The following is a 24,292-nucleotide window of genomic DNA, read 5'->3' as shown; positions in this document are numbered from 1 at the left end:
TTCTCCTCACCCATTTTCATGTAGATAAATGGGGATTTTTCTTTTAACAATTTATGAGTTATTGGCTTTTATAATGGGCATGAATCGGCCAATTTATTTAAAAAAGAAAATAATTTTTTTGGGAAAAAAAACAAAAAATTTCCTCAAAGTGAAAGGCGATTACTGGGGGTTTATTAAGACAAATCCTCGCGTTTTGCCGGAATCTGAGTCTAGGGTATTCATCGATTGCCATAGATCAGAGGTGCTAACCCAGATGGGGGGATATTTATAACGGGATACATCAAAGATTAAAAATCGGTCTGTTTTTTCATTGTATGCGCCAATGGGGGAGATATGACCGCCTGTTTCTTGACCTAGGCTGCTGCGTAAATAATTGACTAAAATAAAATTCCCTGGTTGTTCTAAATTCTGCACGGCTAGTTTACGGAATTCTTCTAAACTGCTGTTGCCGGCGTGATAAACTTGCACTTTAACTGCATAAGTTTCTATGAGTTGACTGAGTTGGTCGAGGGTCATGCCTTTACGCGCAACGACTTGCGGCTCGACGACTTGGCGGGTTTTTTCGTTATTAAAAAAGTTTTCTTGAGTAAAAAGTCGAAATTTGCCGTATTCGGGTGATTCGGGTGCGGGAATTTCTAAGGCATTTAATACCATTACGATACTGGCAACGCCGCAATATGCTAGGTTATCTTGGGTGACAAATTGCAGGCTGAGGGGTAAATAATCGGTTCTGGCTTTGCTTTCTAGGAGTAATTGTTCGCCTTCGCGGGAATTGAGGTTAATAAGGTTGCCTTTGACCGGCAGCAGTTGAGCCATAACAGAGGTGCCGGTGGCTATGCACAACCCTAAAATAAATGCTTGCAGCGGTTTATAAAGGAGTTTTTTGTTACAAATTTTACTAATACTGCGGTTCATGGTTTTAAAGGTGGCTGGTTGTTTTGCATTATAGCGAACCGTCTCAGACTTTTATATTTTTATCACGCAATATTGGCTACAAATGCGGGGCTGCTTTCCTTTATCCATAAGGTTTTTGCTATCAAAAATTAAATATTTAAAATCTCAAATAAAATTACCCGGAGCGAGCAAGTGCAGCGTTGAAAAAGATTAGCGCCTTTTCCCTCTTCATTGTTGGAGGTGGGGAATTTTGTTTGCTTTAGGAGTGATCTTGGATGCGGAAATAATTTAAAGCCGCTAACTTCTAAACTTGAATTTTTTTGAGCGCTCCTTCTTTTTGAGGGGAGCAAATTTTGTGGCTTTTTTTACACACAAGAGGCAAAGTTGATGAATTTTCAAAAAATTGCGATGGGGACGCTGGTTGCTCTTGTCGCTCAAGATCAGCTTCAATTAACATTTTCTACTACGGCTTTTGCTGAAACACCACCGAGTATCAATAATGATGTTGCTTTGATTGATAATAAAGTTGTTAAAGCTGTTAATTTACCGAGGGTTGAAGGGGAGACAGGGCCGGTGTTTGCCGGCGAGTTTAAGAATTTAAATTTAAACAGTCAAAGGCAGGAAGTCCCGCAACAAACAAATTTATTAAAAGCTGAGCCTGTGATATCTTTGGGGGAGGGGGTGCCGGTTATTACTCCGTCTCATTTGTTAGATGAGCAGGGGGAAATGGAAGCTGCCGGTGAGTCTTGGTTCCATGATGATCGAGAGCCAAAATCAATAAATTTTAGCCCAAATAATCAGCGCCAATTTTATCAAGTTTCTGCTGAAACTCCTGCCAGGGTTTCGGGGGAACCGGCCCTTATTCAGGAAAATTCAACAAATCAAGCCGGTCAAGTTAGTGCTCGTTTAGATGCTTTAAGAAATCAGATAGAAATGTATCAGCAGAATGCTGGAGAATTACCGCCTTTGGGTTCGCCTGATATTTATTTACCAGATGCGCCACCGGCGAAGGGTTTTATTTGGCCGGCAAGCGGAGTTTTAACATCTGGTTATGGGATGCGTTGGGGAAGAATGCACCGAGGAATTGATATTGCTGCACCCATTGGTACGCCTATTTTTGCGGCTGCTTCTGGGGTGGTGACTTATGCCGGTTGGAATAAAGGTGGATATGGGAATTTAGTTGAAATTCGGCATCCTGATGGAAGCATTACTCGCTATGCTCATAACAATCGAATTTTAGTCCGCAAAGGGCAACAAGTTGAGCAAAGTCAACAAATTGCAGAAATGGGTAGCACCGGCTTTAGTACGGGTCCTCACAGTCATTTTGAAATTCATTCCCCCGGACGTGGGGCTGTTGATCCGATAGCTTTTTTGCCCAGAGAAAGTATTAATAATCGGCGAATTAGTCAGGGGTGGTAAGTTGTGGTAGGTTGGGTTAATTAACCCAACTTACAAAATTCTTGTGAAAACCGACACAATTTTTTATCTTATTTTCCAGCAGTTTCCAGAATTGTTTTTTGAGTTGATAGGCTTTTCAGAAATTGATACGGAGGCTTATAATTTTGCTTCTGTTGAACTCAAGCAAAAGGCTTTTCGCATTGATGCTGTGTACGAACCGGCCATTAATTCTCAAGAAATGCCGGTTTTTTTTGTCGAGGTTCAGTTTCAGAAAGACGCAAGCTTTTACCGGCGGTTTTTTGCGGAGATTTTTTTGTATCTGCAACAAAATGAATCTGTAAATTACTGGCAAGCGGTGGTAATTTATCCGACGCGCACTATCGAAACTGATGATACCATTCCCTATGAATTGCTGCTCAGTTGTCTGCAAGTGCAGCGGGTTTATTTGGATGAATTAGAGGCAGAAAATTCGTTAAGTTTGGCGATTATCCGGTTAATTGTTGATAGGGAAGAAACGGCTGTTGAGCGAGGGAAAGAATTAATTGCTCCTTCGCGTCAGGAAGTAGAAGATGCGGCTTTGTCCGAAAAGCTACTAGAATTAATAGAGACGATATTGCTCTATAAGTTGTCAAATTTGAGTCGAGAGGAGTTGCGAACTATGTTAGGGTTAGATGAGTTTAAGCAAACCAGACTTTACCAGGATATCAAACTTGAAGGTTTAGAGGAAGGATTAGAGGAAGGAGAGCGCCGAGCTAAACTCGAAGCTATCCCCCGCTTGCTGGCATTAGGATTGAGTGCTGAACAAGTCGCACAGGCATTACAGTTGAGTATTGAGCAAGTTCAACAAGCGGCTCAATCGCAGTCGGAGTAATAGTTTCATAGGTTGGGTTAATTAACCCAGCCTACATATAAATTGCTTAATAACAGACTCTAAACTAAAAAGCGATTTTTCTTTTTCTATCAAACAAAACCGGCTTCTAAAAATGAAGTTGGGTGTTTTTTATTTAACCCTACAACGAGAAAAAATCAATTTTTGTACAACTTATCACAAAAAACTTTAATATCAAATACCCAAACTAAACCCAAACACCGGCCCAAACGTGATCAACATCACCGGCCTCAAAACCAAACAATCACAACCCTTAGCACACCAGCATCACGCACAACACCCCAGACAACAGCCATACTAGCAGGACAGGGTGTTTCAAAAGATTGAGCCATGACACGAGTAAACATGATTCGCAAACTTGTCCGCCAAGTAATGAAAACCGGCTACCTCAGCCTCGACACCGAACAGCAAATCAAACATCTCTTCCACGTCCACTGTAACATCGACGATCTCGATGCACTCGTAACTTTACAAAACGCCGTGACAGCCGGCCACGTCAAAAGAGAAGCCACCCAAACTAAGCAACAATGTTTAGTCCACTAACCTAAATTTTTGCCTCATTCAATGTTTAATTAACCCCCCATCAAAACCCAAAACTTTGTGATTATCTCAACAAAAAAGCCGGCGTGTTTCTCACACTTTGCCGGCTTTCTAACTCTTACGCCTTTGGTTTATAAGTCGAAGCAACCTGCAACTCTTTAAGCTGTTTTGCATCAACTCCCGCCGGCGCACTTGTCAGCAAACAACGCGCTTGTTGCGTCTTCGGAAAAGCAATCACATCCCGTATCGACTCTTCCCCAGCTAACAACATCACCAGCCGGTCTACGCCATAAGCAATACCACCATGCGGCGGCGTTCCATACTCAAACGCATCCAGCAAAAAGCCAAATTTGTTATAAGCTTCCTCGCTTGATAACCCAATGGTTTCAAACACTCTTTCTTGCACTTCCCGCTGATAAATCCGCCGAGAACCGCCGCCAATTTCATAACCATTCAACACCAAATCATAAGCCTGTGCTTTGGCTGTTTTCAAATCGTCTATATCTTCTGGTTTTGGTGCCGTAAACGGATGATGTAGCGCTTCCAAACGCTTCTCATCAGCATTCCATTCAAACATCGGAAAATCTGTCACCCAAAGCAAATTAATCTTCTCAGGATCAATTAAATTTAATTCCCGGCCAATTACTTGCCGCAGACGATCCAACGTCTTATTTACCATATCCACCGGCCCCGCACCAAACAGCAACAAATGACCGGCCTGTGCCCCTGTTCGCTTCAAAATTTCCTGCTTTTGTTCTTCGCTTAAATTATCCTTAATTGCACCAATCGTATCAATTTCGCCATCATCGCGCACACGGATATAAGCTAAACCCTTAGCACCGGCACTTGCAGCTTCATTAAACAAGTCTCCACCTGGTTTAATTCGCACATTAGAAATTGCCGCATTGCCTTCAGGAATTGGTAAAATTTTGACAATTCCCCCCGCCGCAACTGCACCGGAAAACACCTTAAAACCGATGTCTTTTACCACATCAGAAACATCCACCAATTCTAACCCAAACCGGGTATCAGGCTTATCACTACCATAGCGATCCATTGCTTCCGCATAAGTCAAACGCGGGAACGGACGCGGAATTTCTACACCCTTGACAGACTTAAAAATATGTGCTACCAATTCCTCATTTAATTGCAGAATTTCCTCCATCGACATGAAACTCATTTCCATATCTAGCTGAGTAAATTCAGGTTGCCGGTCGGCTCGCAAATCTTCATCGCGGAAACAGCGAGCAATTTGATAATATCGGTCTAAACCGGACACCATGAGTAATTGTTTAAAAAGTTGAGGAGATTGCGGTAAAGCAAACCATTCACCCGGATTAACACGAGAAGGAACCAAATAATCGCGGGCACCTTCGGGAGTTGAACGAGTTAAAACCGGCGTTTCAACTTCAATAAAACCTTGTTGATCTTCCAAAAATCTGCGAATAGCTTTAATAACTTCGTGACGCAATTGTAAGTTTTTCATCATGCGTTCACGGCGCAAGTCCAGATAGCGATATTTGAGGCGTAATTCTTCGCGGACTTGTTCAGTTTCGGCGGTGGAAACTTGGAAGGGTAACTGTTTTCTGACAGTATTTAGTAATTCTATTTGATCGGCGTAAATTTCGATTTCGCCGGTGGGTAATTTCGGATTAAGAGAATCTTCGGGACGCTGCGAGACTCGACCGGTGATTTGAACAACGTACTCGTTACGGAGTTTTTCGGCTAGATGATAAAATTCGGGGGTGCGCTGAGGGTCGCTGACGATTTGCACAATGCCGGTGCGGTCACGCAGATCCAAGAATATCACGCCCCCATGATCGCGGCGACGGTCTACCCATCCGTAAAGGGTGACTGTTTCTCCAAGATGTTGCTGTCGGAGTTGGCCGCAATAGTGGGTACGCATAGGTCGGAATTTAAAATTTATACTTCAATAAGGGGGACACTGAGCGCGGTTAAGATTTTTTGCTCTGAAACAATTTGTCCAGAATAACCGGCCCTAAGCTTTCTCATTATCCAGCATAGAGGCGAAGTTGTTTCACCTAAGTTCAGAAGTTCTCGATATTGTCGGTGGGGATGCTTTCTTCTGATGGGGGTGCTTCCGGTGGTAAGATTGTGCCGGTAAGCGTTGCGTCGGTTAAATCTGCTTGTTCGAGATTAGCGCCGGTGAGGTTAGCGTTGCTGAGATCGGCACCCCGGAGATTAGCACTTTTTAGGTTTGCTTCTACCAGGTTGGCATAGCGGAGGTTAGTTGTGCTGAGATTGGCACCCTCAAAGTTTGCTCTCATCAAGTTAGCATTTTCCAGAAACACTCCTTCGAGGTTGGCGCCGGTGAAGTCTGCTTGACGCAAGATTGAGTCACTGAGGGTTGCTGATTTGAGATTCGCTTTACTCAGATTAGCATTATTTAAAATAGCATTACTCAAAGCCGCATTACTCAAGTCAGCAGAATTTAACTGAGAACCGCTGAGGTTAGCATATCCTAACTGAGCGCCGGCGAGATTAGCATTTTCTAAATTAGCAGACCTTAAACTTGCTTCTTCGAGGTTAGCTTGTTTAAGATTGGCACCGGTGAGGTTTGTTTGGGTTAAAAAAGCATTGGTTAAAACAGCGCCTTCGAGATTAGCATTTGCTAGATTGGCATTAAATAAGTCAGCATTTTTTAATTGCACCCCGGCCAAATTTGCATTGGCTAAATTTGCATTTGCTAAGTCGGCGCTATTGAGGTTAACGCCGGCTAGTTGTGCTGATTCTAGTTTAGCTTCTCGGAGGTTGCAGCCGGTGCATTCTTTTGTTTTTATAAGTTTTTGCGTTGGTGTTTGCAGTGCCGGGGTACAACTTGTTAGTATTCCTATTATTAGGATGTGGGTTATATGGGTTTTCATTTTTTTTATGCCGGGGTTTTTATTTTTAACCGCAGATAAACGCAGATAGGTTGATTGTTGGATTATGAGTTTTTTGTTGTAATTAAATTCTATAAAAATTCTCTGATTTTTCTGGGCTAAAAAACTTCTAAACCTCCTAGAAAATTCCCTCCATATAACTAACCAAGCCTCTAGCGATTTCTTTTTTCCCCATCCAGCTAATTACTTCATTATGTTCTGTTACCAAATAAGCAATCTGCTCTCCATTTGGCCCTTTTTCTTCGCCACGATTAGCTACCACTGCATTATATCGCTGTAATCTCGTCTGGGCAATTGCCATCAATTCTTCATGGCTTATTCCTTCTTGGTATTTAAAGGTAATCATAAATAAATCTGGAAATTTTTCTCTCACTTGTTCAATTACTTTTAAAGTTGGTATTAAGTTAATTTGGTTCAAAGCGCCACCGCTGGGAGTTTTACCAGGCAATACCGTTTCAGGTTTATAGTCGGCTACCGCTGCTGTAAATATGCCAAATTGATAAGATTTTTGCGCTAATTCTTCCATTACACTCGCCAAATATTCCTCATAAGTGTTAGCAATTTTATGAGGTAAATAACTGGGAATTTGATAGCCACTATAGCCGTGAATTAATGTAACATCCGCGCCTTTAAAATACAGTTCGGAGGCGATCTCTATACCTAATTGGCCGGTGAATTTATTTGTGATTACTCGAACATTGTCAATTTTAACCGGCGTGGGCCCACCAGTTACTAAAACCGCTACATCTTTTAAGGGTGAATCACTGACAGCGCGGGAAACTTCGGCGACAATTTCAATTCCTGAAGGGATATTGTCCTTACCATAATCTTGTCTTGGCGGTACAATTTTCACCCCCATTTTGTCTAATTTTTTTAAAGATTCAATCAAAATAGAATTGTGTAAACTGCCGTGCATTGTTGGCACAACTAAAATTTTAGTTTTCCCTTCTTCCATCCTACCAATTGCCGAACCCAAAGCCGAAGTAATCACACCATCGGCAATTCCCAACGCCATTTTATTGATGGTATTATAGGTAGCCGGTGCAACTAAATAAGCATCAAACGGCGCACTATCGCTGAGATGTTCTGCCGCAGAAGTAAGCTTTGTAATAACGCGATTTGTCGTACTCCACTCAAGTGCATCAACAGTCGTATAACGCAAAGCTTCTTTCGATGTAAAAGCCACCACATCCCCGCCATATTTCCGCAAAGCGCGAGCAATCATCGGTGCTTTTATTGCAGCAATACCACCACAAATTAAAAGCGCAATGCGTTTACCTTTCAAATAATACCCATCCAGGGGTACATCATGGTCGCCTAACTCCGAAGCCGGTGGTGGTGTAAAATCCCAATTTTTCATTTTCCTTTCTTTAAAATTTAAAGATTACATTATAACTTAAAACTGCCTTGTTTTTTCTATGACGTATAAAATGATGGTCAATGCCTAAATTCAATAATTTTAAATCCAGTATTTTTACGGATGACAAGGGTGGTGAGAATATCAGAGGATCTGATTGTCTTGGGAAAGTCTACAGGGGTACTGCATCAGACAAAAGCTAATGGATTACAAATCTTGGAACAAGAAAATCGCTGAGTATTTTTTCAAGCATGAAAACAAGGATAAGCCTGTTTATTTGTATGTAACAAAAAAGTTGCTAGATGAGTTAGGAACCGATGAAAACGTAGGGTGGCAAGACTTCATAGAGGCGGTGAAAATCGGCCCCATTGGAGTGGGAGGTAAGGACGTATGCGATAAAGCTTTAAAGACGCTGGAATATTGGAAAGACCCCCTTAGAGGACAAAAACAGGGTTATCCGTTGTACATTGCTTATTTAGCGTTATTTGTGTTGGCTGCGACTAGCGATGAAGAGGAAGAATTAAGGAAAGATGCTTATTATCCACACTTAGCACAATTGTTAGGCGATGATCGAAATAAGCAATATGTTCGATTTAAGGATATGGGGAAATTATGGGAAGATTTAGAAAATTGGTCTGGCCACACCCAAAAAGGCAAATTGGGTGTTTTAAAAATATTTAAACAACCAAAGAATGGCCGCCAAAGTTACGTCGACTTCCCTTTTTTTCAATGTCTGTTAAGCGAGGCTGAACGGAAAAGTCTACACGATATTTTTAGACATTTAAAGTTGCGTGATTTTGAAATTGAGAAAATAATTAAGTACAACGAACGTTTTAAAAAGCTGCGCCGCCGGACTTCTGAATTATTGAAATTAGGAAAAAATAAAGACTTACGCGAATCCCTCATCAATATAATTAAGGATGAATTCGCGTATTGGCAGAAATTATCGACCGTTAACAAGCAAAAAATAAAAGAGATTAAAAAGCCACACCAAAAAAGCACAATTATCAAATATACCCCTAAAGATTATTCAGTTTTCAACCCAGAAAAAAGTAGGGTTAATGGTAGTCTAAGATTGTGTTGTCAACTAGACAGGCCGGCAGAACGGGTAACAATGACAGTGCGTTGCCAAACTCAGCATGAATTGCCCAAAGAAGGGTTAGTTTTACGTTTAAATTCAGATGAGTTTTTTTGTGAAAGAGATATTAAATGCTGGTCGTTTCCCATTGAATCACAAGGCAAATTTCTTGAGGCTTTGAGGTTTGATTGGTTAAAAGATTTCCGCTTAATTTCTGAGGATGCTCAGTGGAGTTTTAAGTTAGCTGCTTCTGAGATACGGGTGTTTTTAGATGGCTCAGAATTTGGGCTACCGTATTTCGTTGAGAACAAGAAACTTCCTAAAAAAGGTGAGCCGTTTTATTTAATAGTTCAAAAGCAACTTTATCACTTAATTGAGAAATGGGGTAAATCTGATGCTTGTCAGGGGTTTCTACCCATAAAAGTTAGCAAAGGTTTGCCTGAAGGATGGTTTATGTTTTCCTTTGAGGGGGCTTATAATAATGATCTTGTTAAAGATTACCTGCAATTTCCTCCTGATGTCAAACTATGTTTGCATGAGGGAATTAAGATAAACAGAGAGCATCAGTTTTTTGATTTTGCACGCCCAAAAGTGCGTTTAGAAGGTGGAGATGAATCAATAGAGGTGTATTGTAATGAAGTGCGTTTAACTGGCTCTCAAGGAATGTATGTACTGCCGGATAATGTTCCCGCCGGTGAAAAACTTTTCATTGAAGCCCGCTGCAATGAGCAAGTAATTGATAGGTGTTCTCTGTGGTTAGAAAATACTTTTGAGTGGCCAGAGGAAATAGCCGAAAATTATTCTAATCGTTTTGGGATTTATAGCGAAAATTTAGATAGGAATTCTCCGCGTGTTCTGGGAGCTTTGGTGCAGGATGTGGATAGGGTTTTTGAAGATAAAAAAAATGAGGTTAGGATTGAGGAGAATGCCGATAATTTTTGCCAGACTATTGATTTATCTCTATATAATGGGGAGGGGGATTCATCTGGTATTATAGAGGATGATAATGAAGCGCCTTTACTCAAGGAAAGACCTTTACTACCGGCCCAAAAAGGACAAAAAATTATATATTTGGGTAGGGAAGTTGGACAAGTTGCCAAAGGGCCGGTAAAACCGAAAGATTGGGTTCCTATTTGGGCAATTTATACCGGCCCTGATTTTGATAAAGCGATATTTTGCGGAGGTTCGAGGAATGTAGAACCCATTTTATCCGCGTCGAAAAAGAATACAAAAAAAATGAAAGAATGGAAAGAGACATTATTAGGATGTAAAAAACGTACCTTACCGCAGTCGAATAAAGATTTATGGAAAATATATCTAAAAAAGGCTGAAAATATCAATGGATAGTGATGAATTGCTTTACGTTCTTTCCGTCAAAAAGCAGAGCGCCTGGGAAGAGTTTAAAAAATTCTTTAAATGTCTTTATGAGGGCGACTGTGATAAGCAAGTAGTGACCGCTTTGGAGTCTTTGGGTCATTGTGAGTTTGATTTCATAAAAAAAAGGGTTTATGTCGCTCCCCCAGTGTTAGTAAGATTACCTTATCTCGACCCTCCTCAAGCCATTTTATCCGGGGCGCGAACACCCCAGACTTTTCAAAAATTAGAGGAGACTTGTCGTGATGTGAGTTCTCATATTACCTGCAAAAAAACTGAACAAGGCGGGCCAATAGGGACACCGGATCGTATCTGTATTCACACCGAAACTGTGGGAGAATTACAACAAATTGCTAACTTATTGGGGATTCATTTTAGCGAAACTCCTTCGGCTCAGTTGTTGTTAAATTTTTCTGGTAGCCTTGAAGAATATTTAGCAACTATTCAATGGTCTGAAGAATTAGAATTAAACTGGGAAAGCCGAACATTTGACCCCGCTGATTGCAAGTTTTACTCTTCAGTTAACCCCAATAGCAAAATGCGTTTGAGGGAGTATAAACATCCAAACAGTGAGCAAAGAATTTATTACCTGTGGGAAACTGGGAAGTCAGCAAAAGTTGAGCGAAATTGGGGGCGGTATGCTATTCTGAAAACAGAAAATATTAATGTTATGAGGTACAATGAAAAGCAGCATAAAATTGAAATCCCCCTAGGGGCAAAACTTCCCCGACTTTTAGAAAGAGCTTTAACGCTTTGTTCGGGGTATATAGCGGAAAATATAGAAGGGTTTAACGTATTTCGGGATATTCCACCAAAAATAGCAAAAACCACCGCTGATAAACTCGGTCAAACTTTAATTTTATCCCCTTTAGAGGACTGAAATATGTACGATCCAGTAGGCGCTTTTGATAAAATACGCGAAAATTTCTTGCTTTATATTAAAACAGCTTTTGGGACACAATTTATTGATCTTGAGCAAGAGCGAGAAAACCGGCTCAAAGAACCTAGTGTTTTTTGTCAAGAGCCTTGGATTGAACCTTTACCGACTTATAAAAAATATGGCAAAACTATCCAAGAATTAGATAAATTGGATCTTTCTAAATTAGATGAATCAACTTTAAAACAGTTTAAAGAATTAGCAGCTTGTGGGTTAGTGGGAGGCTTCCAATTATACCAGCATCAAGTTGAAATGCTTCGCAAAGCATTAGCCGGCCAAAATGTGGTAGTCACCGCCGGCACCGGCTCTGGTAAAACTGAATCTTTCCTCTTACCATTATTTGCTTATTTAACCCAAGAATCTCAAAATTGGCCGGCTGCAAATCCCCAACCCCCTGATCTAAATAATTGGTGGAAAAATGCCCAGCCTCAGCGCGTTTCTCAAAGAAAACATGAACAAAGAGAAGCGGCGGTGAGAGCATTAATTTTATATCCCATGAATGCCCTTGTTGAAGACCAGCTTACCAGACTTCGCCGCGCCTTAGATTCTGAAAAAGCAAGAGATTGGTTTAAAAATAATAGAAAAAACAATCGCATTTATTTCGGGAGATACAACGGCGTTACACCTGTACCGGGACATGAATATGAACGAAATGGGAAACCAAACAAAGATAAGATAGATGAACTTGTCAAAAAAATGCAGGAAATGGACGAATCAGCCCAAAAAGTTGAAGAGTACCCCCAGCAAAAAAATGACGATGATGTAAGATTCTTTTTCCCCCGTTTGGATGGAGCAGAAATGCGTTGCCGGTGGGATATGCAAGACGCACCTCCTGATATTTTAATCACCAATTATTCTATGCTCAGTATTATGCTGATGCGAGAAATTGATGCACCCATTTTTGAGAAAACAAAGGAATGGTTAAAAAAACCAGACAGCGTGTTTCACTTAATCGTAGATGAATTGCACCTTTACCGGGGAACTTCTGGGACAGAAGTAGCCTATTTATTGCGATTATTGTTGCAACGTTTAGAACTTTCCCCCGATAGTCCTAAATTACGAATTCTCGCCTCCAGTGCATCCTTAGAAAAAGATGATGATAGTCTCGAATTTCTCTCAGACTTTTTTGGTACAAACTGGAATGCTGAGCAAATTATCCCCGGAGAACCTGAAGCAATTCCCCCCCTAGAATCGGACAAAATTATTGAAATTCAGCCATTTATCGACTTAGTAAACGTCTCTAAAATTTCCCCGCCAAATATTAAAGAAACGCCAGAATATCAAAAGTGTCGAGATATTTTGGAAACACAATACTCGGTAATTGTTGCCCGAATGCTCAACGCCTGTACTGATAATAACGGCAACACCCGTGCTGTGCCGTTGCTAACTTCAAACGAAAATTTAATTAAGCTGGGAATAAAACCCTTTGCCTCTGGAGTTTTTGGAGATAATTTAGAAGAAAAACATCTCAAATTAGCCGCCCAAGGATTACTCATTGCTCGCGGTTTATGGGATTGTGAAAAAGCTCTACCCGCCTTTAGATTACATTGGTTTTTTCGCAATATTGAGGGGCTTTGGGGGGCGCTTAAACCTACAGATCCAGATAATAGTCAAAATAGCCCGCCGGTAGAAAGGCTATTTGCAGAAAATCCCCCCATTCACTGGGAAAATTATCGCGTTTTAGAACTGCTTTACTGTGAACAGTGTAGGACAGTATTTTTGGCGGGCAATAGGCTGCAAAAACAGGATAATAAAGGCTGGGAACTGTTACCAACCGAACCGGAAATCGAAGGAATACCAGATAAGCAAGCTAGTAAATTAGTAGAACGCCGAACCTACAAAGAATTTGGCATATTTTGGCCGTTCTCAAATATTAACGAAGAGACAAAAGACTGGAAAAAAGCATGGTTAGACCCCCGAAGTGCGATTGTCCAGCGCACGGCTCATAAATCTAAAAATGAATTGATAGAAGGCTATATTTTTGAACTCCATAAAAACAAGCAAGAAGAGGGAAAAGCTTTACCTTCTATTTGTCCCTGCTGTGCTGCTGACTATAGCAAAAGAATCAATCGAAAATCACCCATCCGCAGCTTCCGCACCGGCTTTTCTAAAGTCAGTCAATTGCTCTCTAAGGAATTGTTTTATCAGCTAGATGGCAATCGGGAATCTCGCAAACTTGTTGTTTTTTCTGATAGTCGAGAAGATGCTGCTTCTATTTCTAATGGCATTGAACGTTCTCACTATACTGATTTAGTGCGCGAAGTAATTTTTGATGAATTAAAATTAGCAAGCCTTGGTCATTGGTATTTATTAGAAGATATCGAAACTCACGGGGATGCTATTCGAGAAGAATCAAAACATTATAAACAACGCAACCCAAAGGATGTTACAGAATTGCAAGACGCCCTCAAATATTCCAAACGTCCAATCCCAGAAGGACTAGATCCAGAAGACTTAGAACCGCTACAAAAGCGTCGAGATAAGGCCCAGAAACGACTTGATAATATACGCCAAAAAGGTAAAACTCGTACAATTCCGATACGATTTTTGTTTGAGGGAGAGTCTGAGGGGGAGCGCTACAAAGCGGGTTTATTAATTCAACGTTTGAAAAATTTAGGCGTTAACCCTGGCGGGAATGATGTTGATTATCAAGAATATTTCTATGATGGTGACTATCATCACTGGACTAAGCTTTTTGACTTTTATGATGAAAATGCCGGTTGGAAAGAAGGGCTATCTTCTGGCGGTGAAAACGCCAGAGAAAACGTCCTCAGAGCTAAAGTCAAATCCGAAGTTTGTGATACTTTATTCAGCAGGCTTTATTTTGGTTTTGAAGCATCAGGTTTAGGCTATGTTTGCCTTAATTTACCAACAGAACCCCTGAATAAGCGAGCCTTAGAATGTGAAATTGAACCTTCTATTTTTGAGGAAATTTGCAATGGATGTCTGCGAATTATGGGAGAGCTATACCGATATCCTCAAAAACCCCAAGAATTCCCCCTTAATGATTGGAATAGTTGGCAAGATGCCAGAGCTAAATTTCGTCATTATGTCGAAAAATGTGCCAAGCATAATAACGTTCCAAAGCACAAAGTTTTAGATGCCATAAAATCAGCAATTTGTCAAAATCATCCGCACTTCATACTCGATCCTTTACATCTTTCTGTACGAGTTGCAATAGCCAGCGATCCTGTCTGGGAGTGCCCATCTTGCCGACGTCCGCATTTGCATAAAGCTGGCGGAATTTGTACGTCTATACAGTGTCAAAAAGAATTACCCGAAAACCCTAACAAAACTTGTCAAGATATCTACAACCACAATTACTTTGGCACAGGAGCTTCCCAAAATCGGCTACCCCTACGACTTCACTGCGAAGAATTAACCGGCCAAACCGATAATCAAGCAGAAAGACAGCGACATTTTCGCAATGTAATTATTAATAAGAAGAACCAAGAACGAAATTTTTATCAGCAAGTAGATACTATCGATCTTCTCAGCGTTACTACCACAATGGAAGTCGGAATTGATATCGGAAGTTTGCAAGCCGTTGTCATGGCAAATATGCCGCCGATGCGCTTTAATTATCAACAAAGAGCGGGGCGAGCCGGTCGTCGGGGTCAAGCTTTTGCCATCGCCTTAACCCTTTGTCGGGGGCGTAGCCACGATGAACATTACTATAAGCATCCAGAAAAAATTACGGGGGATAAACCGCCCGTTCCCTTCCTTTCCATGTCACAGCTTGATATTGCCCAAAGATTATTAGCAAAAGAATGTTTACGACGGGCATTCTTCGAGGCCAGTGTCCGCTGGTACGATAGCCCCATTCCACCTGATAGTCATGGCGAATTTGGCACAACCGAAGATTGGATTCAAAATAAAAATAACCGCCGTGATCAAGTCCGAAAGTGGTTAGAAACTTCCCCACAAGTTGAGGAAATTGTTAAAGGAATTCTTGCCGCTGTTCCAGAAATTATTCCAGAAAAACTGATTGAATATAGCCGAAAAAAACTATTTCAAAAAATCGAATATTGTGCCAATAATTCCGAATTAGGCGGGGTAGGATTAGCCGAACGTTTAGCAGAAGGAGGTATCTTACCCATGTACGGAATGCCCTCCAGACAGCGGGTACTTTACCACAATGTCAACAAAAGGAAAAAAGAATTTTCTACCATCGACCGCGATTTAGATTTGTCGGTCACAGAATTTGCCCCAGGCTGCCAAAAAACTAAAGACAAACGAATTTATACCGCCATTGGTTTTACGGCTCCTTTATTGTGGAAACATACACTTATCCCGGCTAGTGATGACCCCCTTTCTGAACGGCGGTGGATGTTGAGATGCAGTCGTTGTCAATATACGATTACAAAAGATACTGAATCTGAGCTATTTCAAGGAAAAGATCCTAAAAAATGTCCGAATTGTCAAGCAGAAAAACAGTCAAAAAATACAAAAAATCAGCCAGGTTTTCGAGTTTTCCAGTGGGCAGTTCCCAAAGGATTCCGCACTAAATTTGATTGGGGAGAAGATGCCAAAGTAGACCAAGAAATTGTCCTCACCAGCACCGCAAGCGTTGCCGAATCTCAAACCGAAAATTTTGAAAAACAAACCACCGCAAATACCTTCACTGCTTTTGGGCGAGAGGGGAGAGTTTATCGAGTCAATGATAATCGCGGTGAGTTATTTAAAGGCAATTTAGGAACCGCTGTCAGCAGAAAGAAAAATCAAGTAGAACTCAAACATCAGTGGATTGCCGAGGAATTTCAAGAAAATGATAAAAAACAAGAAAAATGGAAATTTAGCGAAACCGACAGTCCTGAAGCAATCGCTATTATCGCCCCAAAAACTACCAACATTCTGAGAATTCAACCCAGTGAATTACCATCAGGATTATGCCTCGATCCTCTGGCTAACAATTCCGCTATCAAAGCAGCTTTTTATTCAGCCGCTTTCATTATTCGCTCCGTCGCTGCTGAAGAATTAGACATCGATCCCGAAGAATTTGAAATCAGTGGATTAAGACAAATAAATGACACCAACCTAGGCCAAATAGGAGAAATAGTCATTAATGACCGGCTCCCCAACGGCTCCGGTTTCACCGAATGGCTTTATAGGAATTGGCAAGATATTCTCCTCAACAAAATACTCAAAGCAGAAAATAGCTTTGCCAGTGACTTAATCTCAAAAAAACACCGCGATAATTGCCACTCATCCTGTTACGATTGCCTGCAACAATATCGCAACATGAACTATCACGGATTGCTCGATTGGCGCCTAGGACTTTCCTTGCTCAAAATCTTAGCCGATAAAAATTTCTTGTGCGGTTTAGACAATGATTTCTCTTTACCATACCTTGAAAAATGGCCAGGAAATGCCATCTTCCTACGGGATAATTTTTGTGAATCTTTTAAAGATTGCTCACCCCAACTTTTTGACAAACTCCCCGGATTTAAACTAGGTTCCCAAAACGTAATTATCGTACATCCCTTATGGAACCAAGAAAACCCGAAAGGTTTATTAGAAAAAGCTATTATTGCAGCCGGTGAAAACCCCCGATATCTTGATACTTTCAATATGCTAAGACGTCCAAGTTGGTGTTACCAACTCCTCTGAATTTGGCCCACTCAAAAACCGCTAAAAATAAAAACAGGGGTGTTTTACCACCCCACCGGCAACCCTAATTTTTGTCTAAAATTGCACCCAAAAAACTCATCAAATCATTTTTCTACTCAATTGCACAACAAAATCTACAAACCTAAACCCTACCCCCCGTCAACTCCTTCTCTAAGCGCAACAAATTCTCAATTCGCGCCTCAGTAGAAGGATGAGTAGAAAACAAACCGGCCAACATTTGACCCCCAGAAAACCCATTCATAATTAAAAGCGGTTCAAACGCCGGATTACCCTGCATTGGAATTTGTCTTGCATTCGCATCCAAACGCTGCAAAGCACGAGCCAAAGCACGAGGATTTCCTGTTAGTTTAGCAGCCCCCGCATCCGCTTCAAACTCCCGCGTCCGCGAAATCGCCAACTGTATCACCGACGCCGCCACCGGCGCCAACACAACTGTCAACAATAACGCTATCGGATTAGGGCCATTTCGCTCATCCCGCGAACCCCCCATAAACCACATACTATAACTCGCAATTTGCGCCAAAAACGAAATCGCACCCGCCACCGTCGCCGCCACCGCTTGAGTTAGCGTATCCCGGTTATAAATATGGCTTAATTCGTGAGCAATTACTGCCTCAAGTTCATCATCTGGCAAAATATTTAAAATGCCTTCTGTCACTGCAACTGCTGCGTGTTCAGGATCTCTGCCGGTGGCAAAAGCATTAGCATTTTGAGTGGGAACAATATAAACCCCAGGCATCGGTAAACCGGCCCTTTCTGTAAGCCGGCGCACCATATTATATAATCCGGGGGCTTGCTCAAAGCTCACCGGCTGGGCGCCATAAGCCGCCAAAGCAATTTTATCCGAATAATACCAAGAACCCAAATTCGTCACCGCCGCCAAAATAACCCCAATAATCGCGCCGCCAGTACCGCCAATTACCCAATAACAAACCGTAATCAGCAACGCACTCAGCAAACTTAATAAAGCAACTGTTTTAAATTGATTCATAACATTTTCTCCTGATCCTTCTTTTTATTGTACCGGCTGGTTTTGTTGACCTCATACCAGAAAACTAAACTTTGCCAGTACGGTTTTGCTCACCTCATTGGTTCATTGTTCATCGTTTATTTCACATCACGAATGCCCAATGACCAATGACAAATGACCAATAACAAATCAACAAAGCAACTTCAAAAAACGCGAAATCAAACCGGCAGTAATCCCCGGTAATTCTAATTGCGGCGTTAAACCTACATCTTGTAATTCTTCAAAATAGCGAATCACTCCGGGGTTCAGACTTGCTAAACGTTTGCCGGTTTCAGGACTTGTAAATTCTGATTTTTGTCCCCAAATAATCGCCGTTGGAATGGTTAGTTGCGGGATATATAACGACAAATCAAAACATAAATCACCCCGCACAAAAGAAAGCGCTGCATATTCCGCATTTGGCTGATTTGCCGATTCTAAATAAGCCTCTACAATTTCTTGATAAATTAGGTCAGGATTGGCAAATTGGCGATTTTCTAAAAAACTTTGAATTCCCCCAGCCGTTGCCACACCGGCACTATAGATAAACTTATCTAAAATTGGGGTTTTGATAACTTGGGCAAAGAGACTATTGCCATAATTTTGCCCAAAATCTGATAATCCCGCCGGCGTTGTTAAAATCAAACATTTAAACAAGTCTGGACGAGTAATAGCAGCCCGAATTGTTAAGGCTGCCGTCAACGATGAAGCAACCACCGCTACCGGCTCATTGCAAGTTTTTTCCAGAAATTCGATCAAAGTTGTGATATAATCCGCCGCCTGATAATTCCGGGCTGGATGTTCAGAACGTCCCCAGCCAATTAAATCGGGGGCCAAAATTCGGTAATCTGCTGCAAAAGCCGGATAGACTTTTGACCATTCATAGGCAGAAGAACCTCCCCCAAACCCATGAAAAAATACTAAGCTTTTTGTTTGGGATGTCCCCCACAATTCTTTTGTGCCGGTATAATAAACCATTCTGCCGAGGGACGTAACTATTGATTGCTGCTCAAACCCTAGGGGGATTAACATAACAAACCTCACACAACTTTAAATTTATAAATTGTAGATTGCTTTTCACCGGCGCTGTCAGCAAAATCCTGGCATGGATTGCCGACTCTTGTTTAACTGCCGCAAGTTTTCTTTATTTTAAAGGAATTATAAACGCCAAGGCGGTTTTGTAAAGATTTGGCCAAACCTTCTGGCATACCGGCGGTGTCTCCTGATGGCATAAATAAAGCCCCGTAAAAGCTCATGTTGCCCTACGCAGTGGGATGTCGCACCGAACATGGGCTCACAACTTCTCGTCAATCATTGATAATGAGATGAGGGGTTTTACCCCTCACCCCCCTAACACCCAAAGCGAACTATCAGGATTTTCGGCAAAGGAGGAAAATCAACCCCAACTCAAATAAACTTTGTTTTAACCTTGCATTATTTCATTTGCGTAGAAGTGAAAAAATTATACTTGTAGAGACTAAAAAAACTAAAAAAGTAACAACAATGAAAAAAAATCAGGGGAGTATTATGGCAGAGCATTACAGATATCAACCAAACAGCAGAAAAGATATCGAATTGGAAAAAATAGACAAAGAAAGGGCATCGGCATCAGCTATACTCGCAGCGCCTTGGCGGGGAAAAAACCATTTAAAAGAAAAACTGCGGGTAGAAAAAGGACTCAGCGTGCGATTAAATTTAGAGGAGTTGAAGTGTTTTGAAATGGTAGAGAAACAATTTCAACACTGCGGAGTTCTTTTTGCAAACACGATGGCGATTAGCCCTTCCAACCCAGCCTTTCCCCCTCATTCAGGCAACATTGTCTTAATCGGCGCACCAAAAAGCGGATACTTAGAGGCAATCTTCTCAAAGCCGGTGCGGTGTGTCAGCGGGCTTGTAACCAGTTCCCGCAAAGCAGTCCTCGCCGCCTATGACCAAGACGACAAGCCGGTGGGCCATGCGGAAATGTCGGGGGCAAATCTGGCCGGCTCGGAATCGGCGATCAGGCCAAACTACCTGTTAAGCTTGAGAGCGGAAAACATTCACCGCGTCAACTTCTTAACCTTTGACGGGCACTTAACCGTTGATGACTTCACCTTCAGCTTTTAGCAGCCTGGAGAGAAACTTGCAAAAAAATGAGATTCTGCACGAGTTGCGAACAAATAATTTAAGATATCAAGGTACGATTCGCCTGCAATAGCAGGAAAAGCCGACCAAAGCTCAATCGCTCGCAACTCAATAGGTAACCAAACGTGGCAAAAGCGTTATCTCGGTGGCAGCAACTCCTAAACCAAATTCCAGACTTGTCACCAAAACTACCACTGAAAACACTTAAGCGACACTCTCGACGCTACAGGCGGTCGGGAGGCTCATTGTTAGTGGTGAGTGTTGTAGTGGCGATGGTGATTTGCAACTGGCGGCTGATGGTGGCCACCGGCAGCGGTGTGTTCGTGATGACCTTGGTTTACCTACTCCAAGAAAGCGAGTGGGAAATCCCTACCGCAGAACTGCGTCAACTTTTCACCGGCCAAAACCGACTCATTGCTACCACCGTCACCAGCGGCGGACTCGCAGCACTCAGCAGTTACTTGGCTTTGGCCATTTGGGCAGAGTCGTCAAACCCAGTTTTGGCAACCGGGGCAATTTTACAAGGGTTGGGCACAATGGCTGTGCTGGTGCTTTTGGTGTGGCAATTGGTGGGCACAAAAGCCGGTCAACAAGAAGCTGAACTCAACGAATTGGTAATGAATTTAACCAATGCAGACCCGCTTAAACGCTTGATTGCTGTCCAACAATTGACGCGAAAATTAAAATACCAAGCAGGTGATCAAACTGACCGGCAAGCAGTTGTCGATTGCTTCCGCTTGATGATGTCAACAGAAACCGAGCCGGTAGTACGCGAAGCAATTTTAGATGGCCTGCAAGCTTTAGATACCACAAAACCTCTTTTAACAGAAGGTGCAAAACCGCTTTTAATTGAGCAACCCGCTAAAGGTAAATTAATTAAAATCCAACAGCCGGTAGCCCAGACCATTAGGAATTTTACTGAATCCTGACCCCCACAGCCAATATGGAAAACCTAAGCGAGTGATAGTATTTGTTGTGAGTTCCTAGGTTAATTTATGACATCGTTCACTCAAGGCATATTTTCAAAAAAAATTGCTATTTTAAGTTGTGCTATCTCGGCTTTATTTTCTTTTGATTTGGCCTTGAGTGCAAGCGCCAAGAGCGAGTTAGTTAAAGAAAAAATCGGCATTTCTCAACTCAGCCAAAATCAACGCGAAACCGGCCTTTCTGCGGTGGTGGAAGACATCGAAGGCATTGTTACTTACGGGCCAACGCAAACACCTGTTACCTTAAATCAACGCTTGGGGGCCGGTGAATCTCAACTGCTGACCGCTAATAACTCCAGCGTGCGCTTATATATCCCCGAACTGGGGTCTGTGGAAATTTCCGAAAATACAGCCCTGACGATCAGAACCCTCTCCACCGGCAGAACTTCATTATTTGTGAGTAGGGGACAAGTGCGCTTGTCAGTGGGTACGGCTGTTGGCAACCTAGATAAACAAAGGGTAGGGGCTGGTGTAGTTACATCCATGCAGCAAACCGACATATCTGTAAATGCACCGCTACAAACCGGCCAAAAACTTTTGCTGGCTCAACAAAATGCAAATGGTAATTATCCGGTGGATATTGAAACGCCTGCTGGTGTGGCCGGTGTTCAAGGTACCGCCTTTGGTGTTAGTGTTGGCCCGGATGGCAAAACCGGTGTTTCCTCCATTCAAGGAAGCGTGGATGTCATTAGTCAAGGCCGGCGGGTGCCGGTGAGTAGCGGCCAATATGTTGTCATTACCCCAGGTTCCGCACCCACTGCACCGCAAATTATTCCCCCACGCGCTAAATTAGAAGTCCTCAGCGTCAGGAGATTCGCGGCAAAAGCCGTTCGCGTTGTGGGAAAAATTGATCCGCTGGATATTGTCTTTATCAATGGTCAAGCAATCCAAACCGATGCCGAAGGCAACTTTACGGCTATTGTTGAGCGTCCTTTAAATCGCCGGCTTAGATTTGTGGTTCGCGGGCCAGAAGTCCGAGAAACCGCTTACGAAATTGCCGTGCTTTAAACAAAATTTAGGAACCTTTAAAAAAGAAACAAAGACAAAAATTCTTGACCTAGAGGTTGTAAGAAACCAGGTAAACGGCGAACTTATAGCGTTTTGTTTGTTCAAAAACTTACTTTGTTATACTAGATTTGATTGTGAGGGTGTGTTTTTCTGTTTGAGTTTTTTTAACCGCAGATAAACGCAGATGGATTATTTTCTTAAATTGGTTTTTATTGGGAAATTTCCAATTTTTTATCAAAAATCTGGGCATCTAAAATCAAAAATTGTCTTATGGTAGTCAAAACAGGCTTGCAACGAATTCAAAGTTTTTTAACAGGCAACTATCCCTGGCTTCCGGGTGCAATGGCGGCTGTTGTTTCGGTCAGTATTGCAGGGTTAGGATACTGGAAACAGCCAGAAAATTTAGCTTATAATACTTTTTATCAACTGCGTCCTCAGTTAAAATGGGATGAGAGAATAGCGGTTATTGCTATTGATCAGGCGAGTTTACAAGAATATGGACAATTTCCCTGGCCAAGAACTCGGTATGCTCAACTTTTACAAGCTTTAGAAAAAACTCCACCGGCGGCGATTGGATTTGATATTTTGTGGATCGCACCCAGTGCAAATGATGAGGAACTGGCTTCAGCACTGGCAGCAAATAATCGTTCAGTCTTAGCAAGAGCGTGGGATAAACAAGGGAAAAGCTTACAAGTTTTGCCGAAATTAGCTTCTGCGGCAGCAGGAGTTGGTCATATTTTGCATCAACCCGATGAAGATGGAATTAGTCGGAATTCAACAATTTGGGTGAATACACCACAAATCAGTATTCCGGGGTTATCGGCAGCAATGTTGCAAGTTTATAATGCTAATAATCCGGGCAAAACAGTAGGAATACCCGCAGCGAGAAAAGCTGAAAAATATCAAAATATTTGGATAAACTGGCCGAGTAAAACAGAATATTTAACTACTTATTCTTTTGCAGATATTGCCGAAGGTAGAATCAATCCCGACTTAACCGGCAAGTTGGTTTTGGTAGGGGCAACTGCAACCGGCATGGATGAAATGCGAACTCCCCTCAATCAAAAACCGCCCACATCTGGCGTTTATCTTTATGCGGCTGTTATCGATAATTTGCTTAATCAAAGGTTATTAAAACCTTCGGATCATTGGTTTGATTTATTGATTTTACTGATGGCGGGGCCGGTGACAAGTTGGTTTTTATTTGAGCGCAAACTTAAAGAACGGATTTTTATTGGTTTAATGTTACCGCCGGCTTGGTTTACGATTGTTTTTGCGGCTTTTTGTTGGGGAAACTTGTGGTTTCCGGTGGCGGCGCCGGTGGCGACAATTTTATTAACGTTGCTATTTGTACAGGTTAGAGAACAATACGAAAAACAACAATTAATGAGTTTATTTGCCCAGCACGTTGCCCCAGAAATGGCAGAGGTTATTTGGGAGCGCAAAGACGAAATTTTTGAAAATGGGGAACTGGAAGCTCAAGAGTTAACGGCTACAGTGCTGTTTATGGATATTCGTAGTTTTACGAGTATTTCAGAAAACATGAAACCGCGAGATTTGCTGAACTGGCTCAATCAATATTTTGATGTAATGGCTCGCTGTATTATGGAACATGGCGGCGTAATTGATAAATATATTGGGGATGCAATTATGGCGGTGTTTGGTATTCCTTTTCCTCAAGGTCAGGTGGAAAATATTAAAGGCGATGCAACGGCTGCTATTGCTGCAAGTATGGCGATGCACGAACGATTAAAAGAGCTTAACAAACGCTTTGAAGAAGAAGGAAAACCGGTGATTAAATTTGGAATTGGTATTCACACCGGCACGGTGGTGGCGGGAACAGTGGGAGGTGCAGAACGTTTAAGTTATTCGGTGGTGGGAGATACCGTTAATGTGGCGGCGCGACTGGAAGCAATGACGAAAAATTTAACGGCAGATAAACAATTTAAAATTTTGCTGACTGACCGCACTTATAGTTATGTTAGCGACCGCTATTTGGCTGAGGAAGTTGGGGCAATTCAATTGCGTGGGAAGGCGGATGAAACAACGGTTTATACGATTGTGGGAGAAGTGAATGCCACTGAGGCCGGGGCCGGCTAAAATTGATAGATTACTTTGCTGTGAACTAAATACAACTATGAAAACCTTTAGAAAACAGATCCGG

Annotated in this window: 15 protein-coding genes and 1 pseudogene; 10 read left to right on the top strand and 6 right to left on the bottom strand. The window is 42.0% G+C overall.

Translation table 11 applies throughout. The features are described from left to right. Nucleotides 1–159 precede the first annotated feature (159 nt). Nucleotides 160–915: a phytochelatin synthase family protein gene (locus NG798_RS22240; protein ID WP_261225902.1), complete on the bottom strand. Its 756-nt coding sequence runs from the start codon at nt 913–915 to the stop codon at nt 160–162. Nucleotides 916–1,848: 933 nt separating this feature from the next. Here NG798_RS22240 and NG798_RS28225 point away from each other — a divergent pair. The 3 genes and pseudogenes from NG798_RS28225 to NG798_RS22225 all read left to right on the top strand — a co-directional run. Next, a pseudogene (locus NG798_RS28225) lies at nt 1,849–2,313 on the top strand (M23 family metallopeptidase); the annotation flags it as partial. A gap of 43 nt (nt 2,314–2,356) precedes the next feature. Continuing rightward, the gene (locus NG798_RS22230) at nt 2,357–3,163 is read left to right on the top strand and encodes an Rpn family recombination-promoting nuclease/putative transposase (protein ID WP_261225900.1); all 807 of its coding nucleotides are present in this window, start codon (nt 2,357–2,359) and stop codon (nt 3,161–3,163) included. Nucleotides 3,164–3,511: 348 nt separating this feature from the next. Continuing rightward, nucleotides 3,512–3,724: a hypothetical protein gene (locus tag NG798_RS22225; RefSeq protein WP_261225899.1), complete on the top strand. Its 213-nt coding sequence runs from the start codon at nt 3,512–3,514 to the stop codon at nt 3,722–3,724. 115 nt (nt 3,725–3,839) lie between these two features. Here NG798_RS22225 and aspS read toward each other — a convergent pair whose 3' ends face one another. The 3 genes from aspS to coaBC form a co-directional block, all read right to left on the bottom strand. Continuing rightward, the gene (gene aspS, locus NG798_RS22220) at nt 3,840–5,627 is read right to left on the bottom strand and encodes an aspartate--tRNA ligase (protein ID WP_261225898.1); all 1,788 of its coding nucleotides are present in this window, start codon (nt 5,625–5,627) and stop codon (nt 3,840–3,842) included. A 142-nt stretch (nt 5,628–5,769) separates the two neighbouring features. After that, complete coding sequence (locus tag NG798_RS22215) at nt 5,770–6,606, bottom strand: pentapeptide repeat-containing protein (RefSeq protein WP_261225897.1); 837 nt, start codon at nt 6,604–6,606, stop codon at nt 5,770–5,772. A gap of 136 nt (nt 6,607–6,742) precedes the next feature. After that, a complete protein-coding gene (gene coaBC / locus NG798_RS22210; protein WP_261225896.1) occupies nt 6,743–7,984 on the bottom strand; it encodes a bifunctional phosphopantothenoylcysteine decarboxylase/phosphopantothenate--cysteine ligase CoaBC in 1,242 nt (413 codons plus the stop codon). A 199-nt stretch (nt 7,985–8,183) separates the two neighbouring features. Between coaBC and NG798_RS22205 the strand changes: the two genes are divergently transcribed. Genes NG798_RS22205 through NG798_RS22195 form a run of 3 tightly spaced genes read left to right on the top strand, consistent with a single transcriptional unit; the run spans nt 8,184 to nt 16,980 of the window. Continuing rightward, a complete protein-coding gene (locus NG798_RS22205) occupies nt 8,184–10,406 on the top strand; it encodes a hypothetical protein (protein ID WP_261225895.1) in 2,223 nt (740 codons plus the stop codon). After that, nucleotides 10,399–11,313, top strand: coding sequence for a hypothetical protein (locus NG798_RS22200; protein ID WP_261225894.1), 915 nt, complete (start codon nt 10,399–10,401; stop codon nt 11,311–11,313). Before NG798_RS22205 ends, NG798_RS22200 begins: the two co-directional genes overlap by 8 nt. A 3-nt stretch (nt 11,314–11,316) precedes the next feature. Beyond that, on the top strand, nt 11,317–16,980 hold the full coding sequence (locus NG798_RS22195) for a DEAD/DEAH box helicase (RefSeq protein WP_261225893.1): 5,664 nt from the start codon (nt 11,317–11,319) through the stop codon (nt 16,978–16,980). 142 nt (nt 16,981–17,122) lie between these two features. Here the strand turns inward: NG798_RS22195 and NG798_RS22190 are convergent, their stop codons facing one another. Further along, nucleotides 17,123–17,992, bottom strand: coding sequence for a M48 family metalloprotease (locus NG798_RS22190; RefSeq protein WP_261225892.1), 870 nt, complete (start codon nt 17,990–17,992; stop codon nt 17,123–17,125). A gap of 168 nt (nt 17,993–18,160) precedes the next feature. Next, complete coding sequence (locus NG798_RS22185; protein WP_261225891.1) at nt 18,161–19,042, bottom strand: alpha/beta fold hydrolase; 882 nt, start codon at nt 19,040–19,042, stop codon at nt 18,161–18,163. 495 nt (nt 19,043–19,537) lie between these two features. On the opposite strand from NG798_RS22185, the gene NG798_RS22180 reads away from it, so the two are divergent. The 4 genes from NG798_RS22180 to NG798_RS22165 all read left to right on the top strand — a co-directional run bounded on the left by NG798_RS22180 (nt 19,538) and on the right by NG798_RS22165 (nt 24,228). Beyond that, nucleotides 19,538–20,116, top strand: a complete 579-nt coding sequence (locus tag NG798_RS22180; RefSeq protein ID WP_261225890.1) for a hypothetical protein — start codon at nt 19,538–19,540, stop codon at nt 20,114–20,116. A 143-nt stretch (nt 20,117–20,259) separates the two neighbouring features. After that, complete coding sequence (locus tag NG798_RS22175) at nt 20,260–21,063, top strand: hypothetical protein (RefSeq protein ID WP_261225889.1); 804 nt, start codon at nt 20,260–20,262, stop codon at nt 21,061–21,063. Between the two features lie 66 nt (nt 21,064–21,129). After that, nucleotides 21,130–22,128 carry a hypothetical protein gene (locus NG798_RS22170; RefSeq protein ID WP_261225888.1) on the top strand — a complete coding sequence of 333 codons (999 nt, stop codon included), beginning with the start codon at nt 21,130–21,132 and terminating at the stop codon, nt 22,126–22,128. Between the two features lie 270 nt (nt 22,129–22,398). Further along, a complete protein-coding gene (locus NG798_RS22165; RefSeq protein ID WP_261225887.1) occupies nt 22,399–24,228 on the top strand; it encodes a CHASE2 domain-containing protein in 1,830 nt (609 codons plus the stop codon). Nucleotides 24,229–24,292: the final 64 nt, after the last annotated feature.

The organism is Ancylothrix sp. D3o (assembly GCF_025370775.1).
GTDB lineage: Bacteria > Cyanobacteriota > Cyanobacteriia > Cyanobacteriales > Oscillatoriaceae > Ancylothrix.
Note: the sequence above shows the minus strand (reverse complement) of the source record. Positions and strands in the feature narration are given on the sequence as shown.

Bases quoted from the DNA above. Each gene is read 5' to 3' on its own strand.
- NG798_RS22215 (WP_261225897.1), bottom strand. From the start codon at position 6,606: ATGAAAACCCATATAACCCACATCCTAATAATAGGAATACTAACAAGT.
- NG798_RS22165 (WP_261225887.1), top strand. From the start codon at position 22,399: ATGGTAGTCAAAACAGGCTTGCAACGAATTCAAAGTTTTTTAACAGGC.
- NG798_RS22200 (WP_261225894.1), top strand. From the start codon at position 10,399: ATGGATAGTGATGAATTGCTTTACGTTCTTTCCGTCAAAAAGCAGAGC.
- NG798_RS22240 (WP_261225902.1), bottom strand. From the start codon at position 915: ATGAACCGCAGTATTAGTAAAATTTGTAACAAAAAACTCCTTTATAAA.
- NG798_RS22225 (WP_261225899.1), top strand. From the start codon at position 3,512: ATGACACGAGTAAACATGATTCGCAAACTTGTCCGCCAAGTAATGAAA.
- NG798_RS22205 (WP_261225895.1), top strand. From the start codon at position 8,184: ATGGATTACAAATCTTGGAACAAGAAAATCGCTGAGTATTTTTTCAAG.
- NG798_RS22195 (WP_261225893.1), top strand. From the start codon at position 11,317: ATGTACGATCCAGTAGGCGCTTTTGATAAAATACGCGAAAATTTCTTG.
- NG798_RS22190 (WP_261225892.1), bottom strand. From the start codon at position 17,992: ATGAATCAATTTAAAACAGTTGCTTTATTAAGTTTGCTGAGTGCGTTG.
- aspS (WP_261225898.1), bottom strand. From the start codon at position 5,627: ATGCGTACCCACTATTGCGGCCAACTCCGACAGCAACATCTTGGAGAA.
- NG798_RS22170 (WP_261225888.1), top strand. From the start codon at position 21,130: ATGACATCGTTCACTCAAGGCATATTTTCAAAAAAAATTGCTATTTTA.
- NG798_RS22185 (WP_261225891.1), bottom strand. From the start codon at position 19,042: ATGTTAATCCCCCTAGGGTTTGAGCAGCAATCAATAGTTACGTCCCTC.
- coaBC (WP_261225896.1), bottom strand. From the start codon at position 7,984: ATGAAAAATTGGGATTTTACACCACCACCGGCTTCGGAGTTAGGCGAC.
- NG798_RS22180 (WP_261225890.1), top strand. From the start codon at position 19,538: ATGGCAGAGCATTACAGATATCAACCAAACAGCAGAAAAGATATCGAA.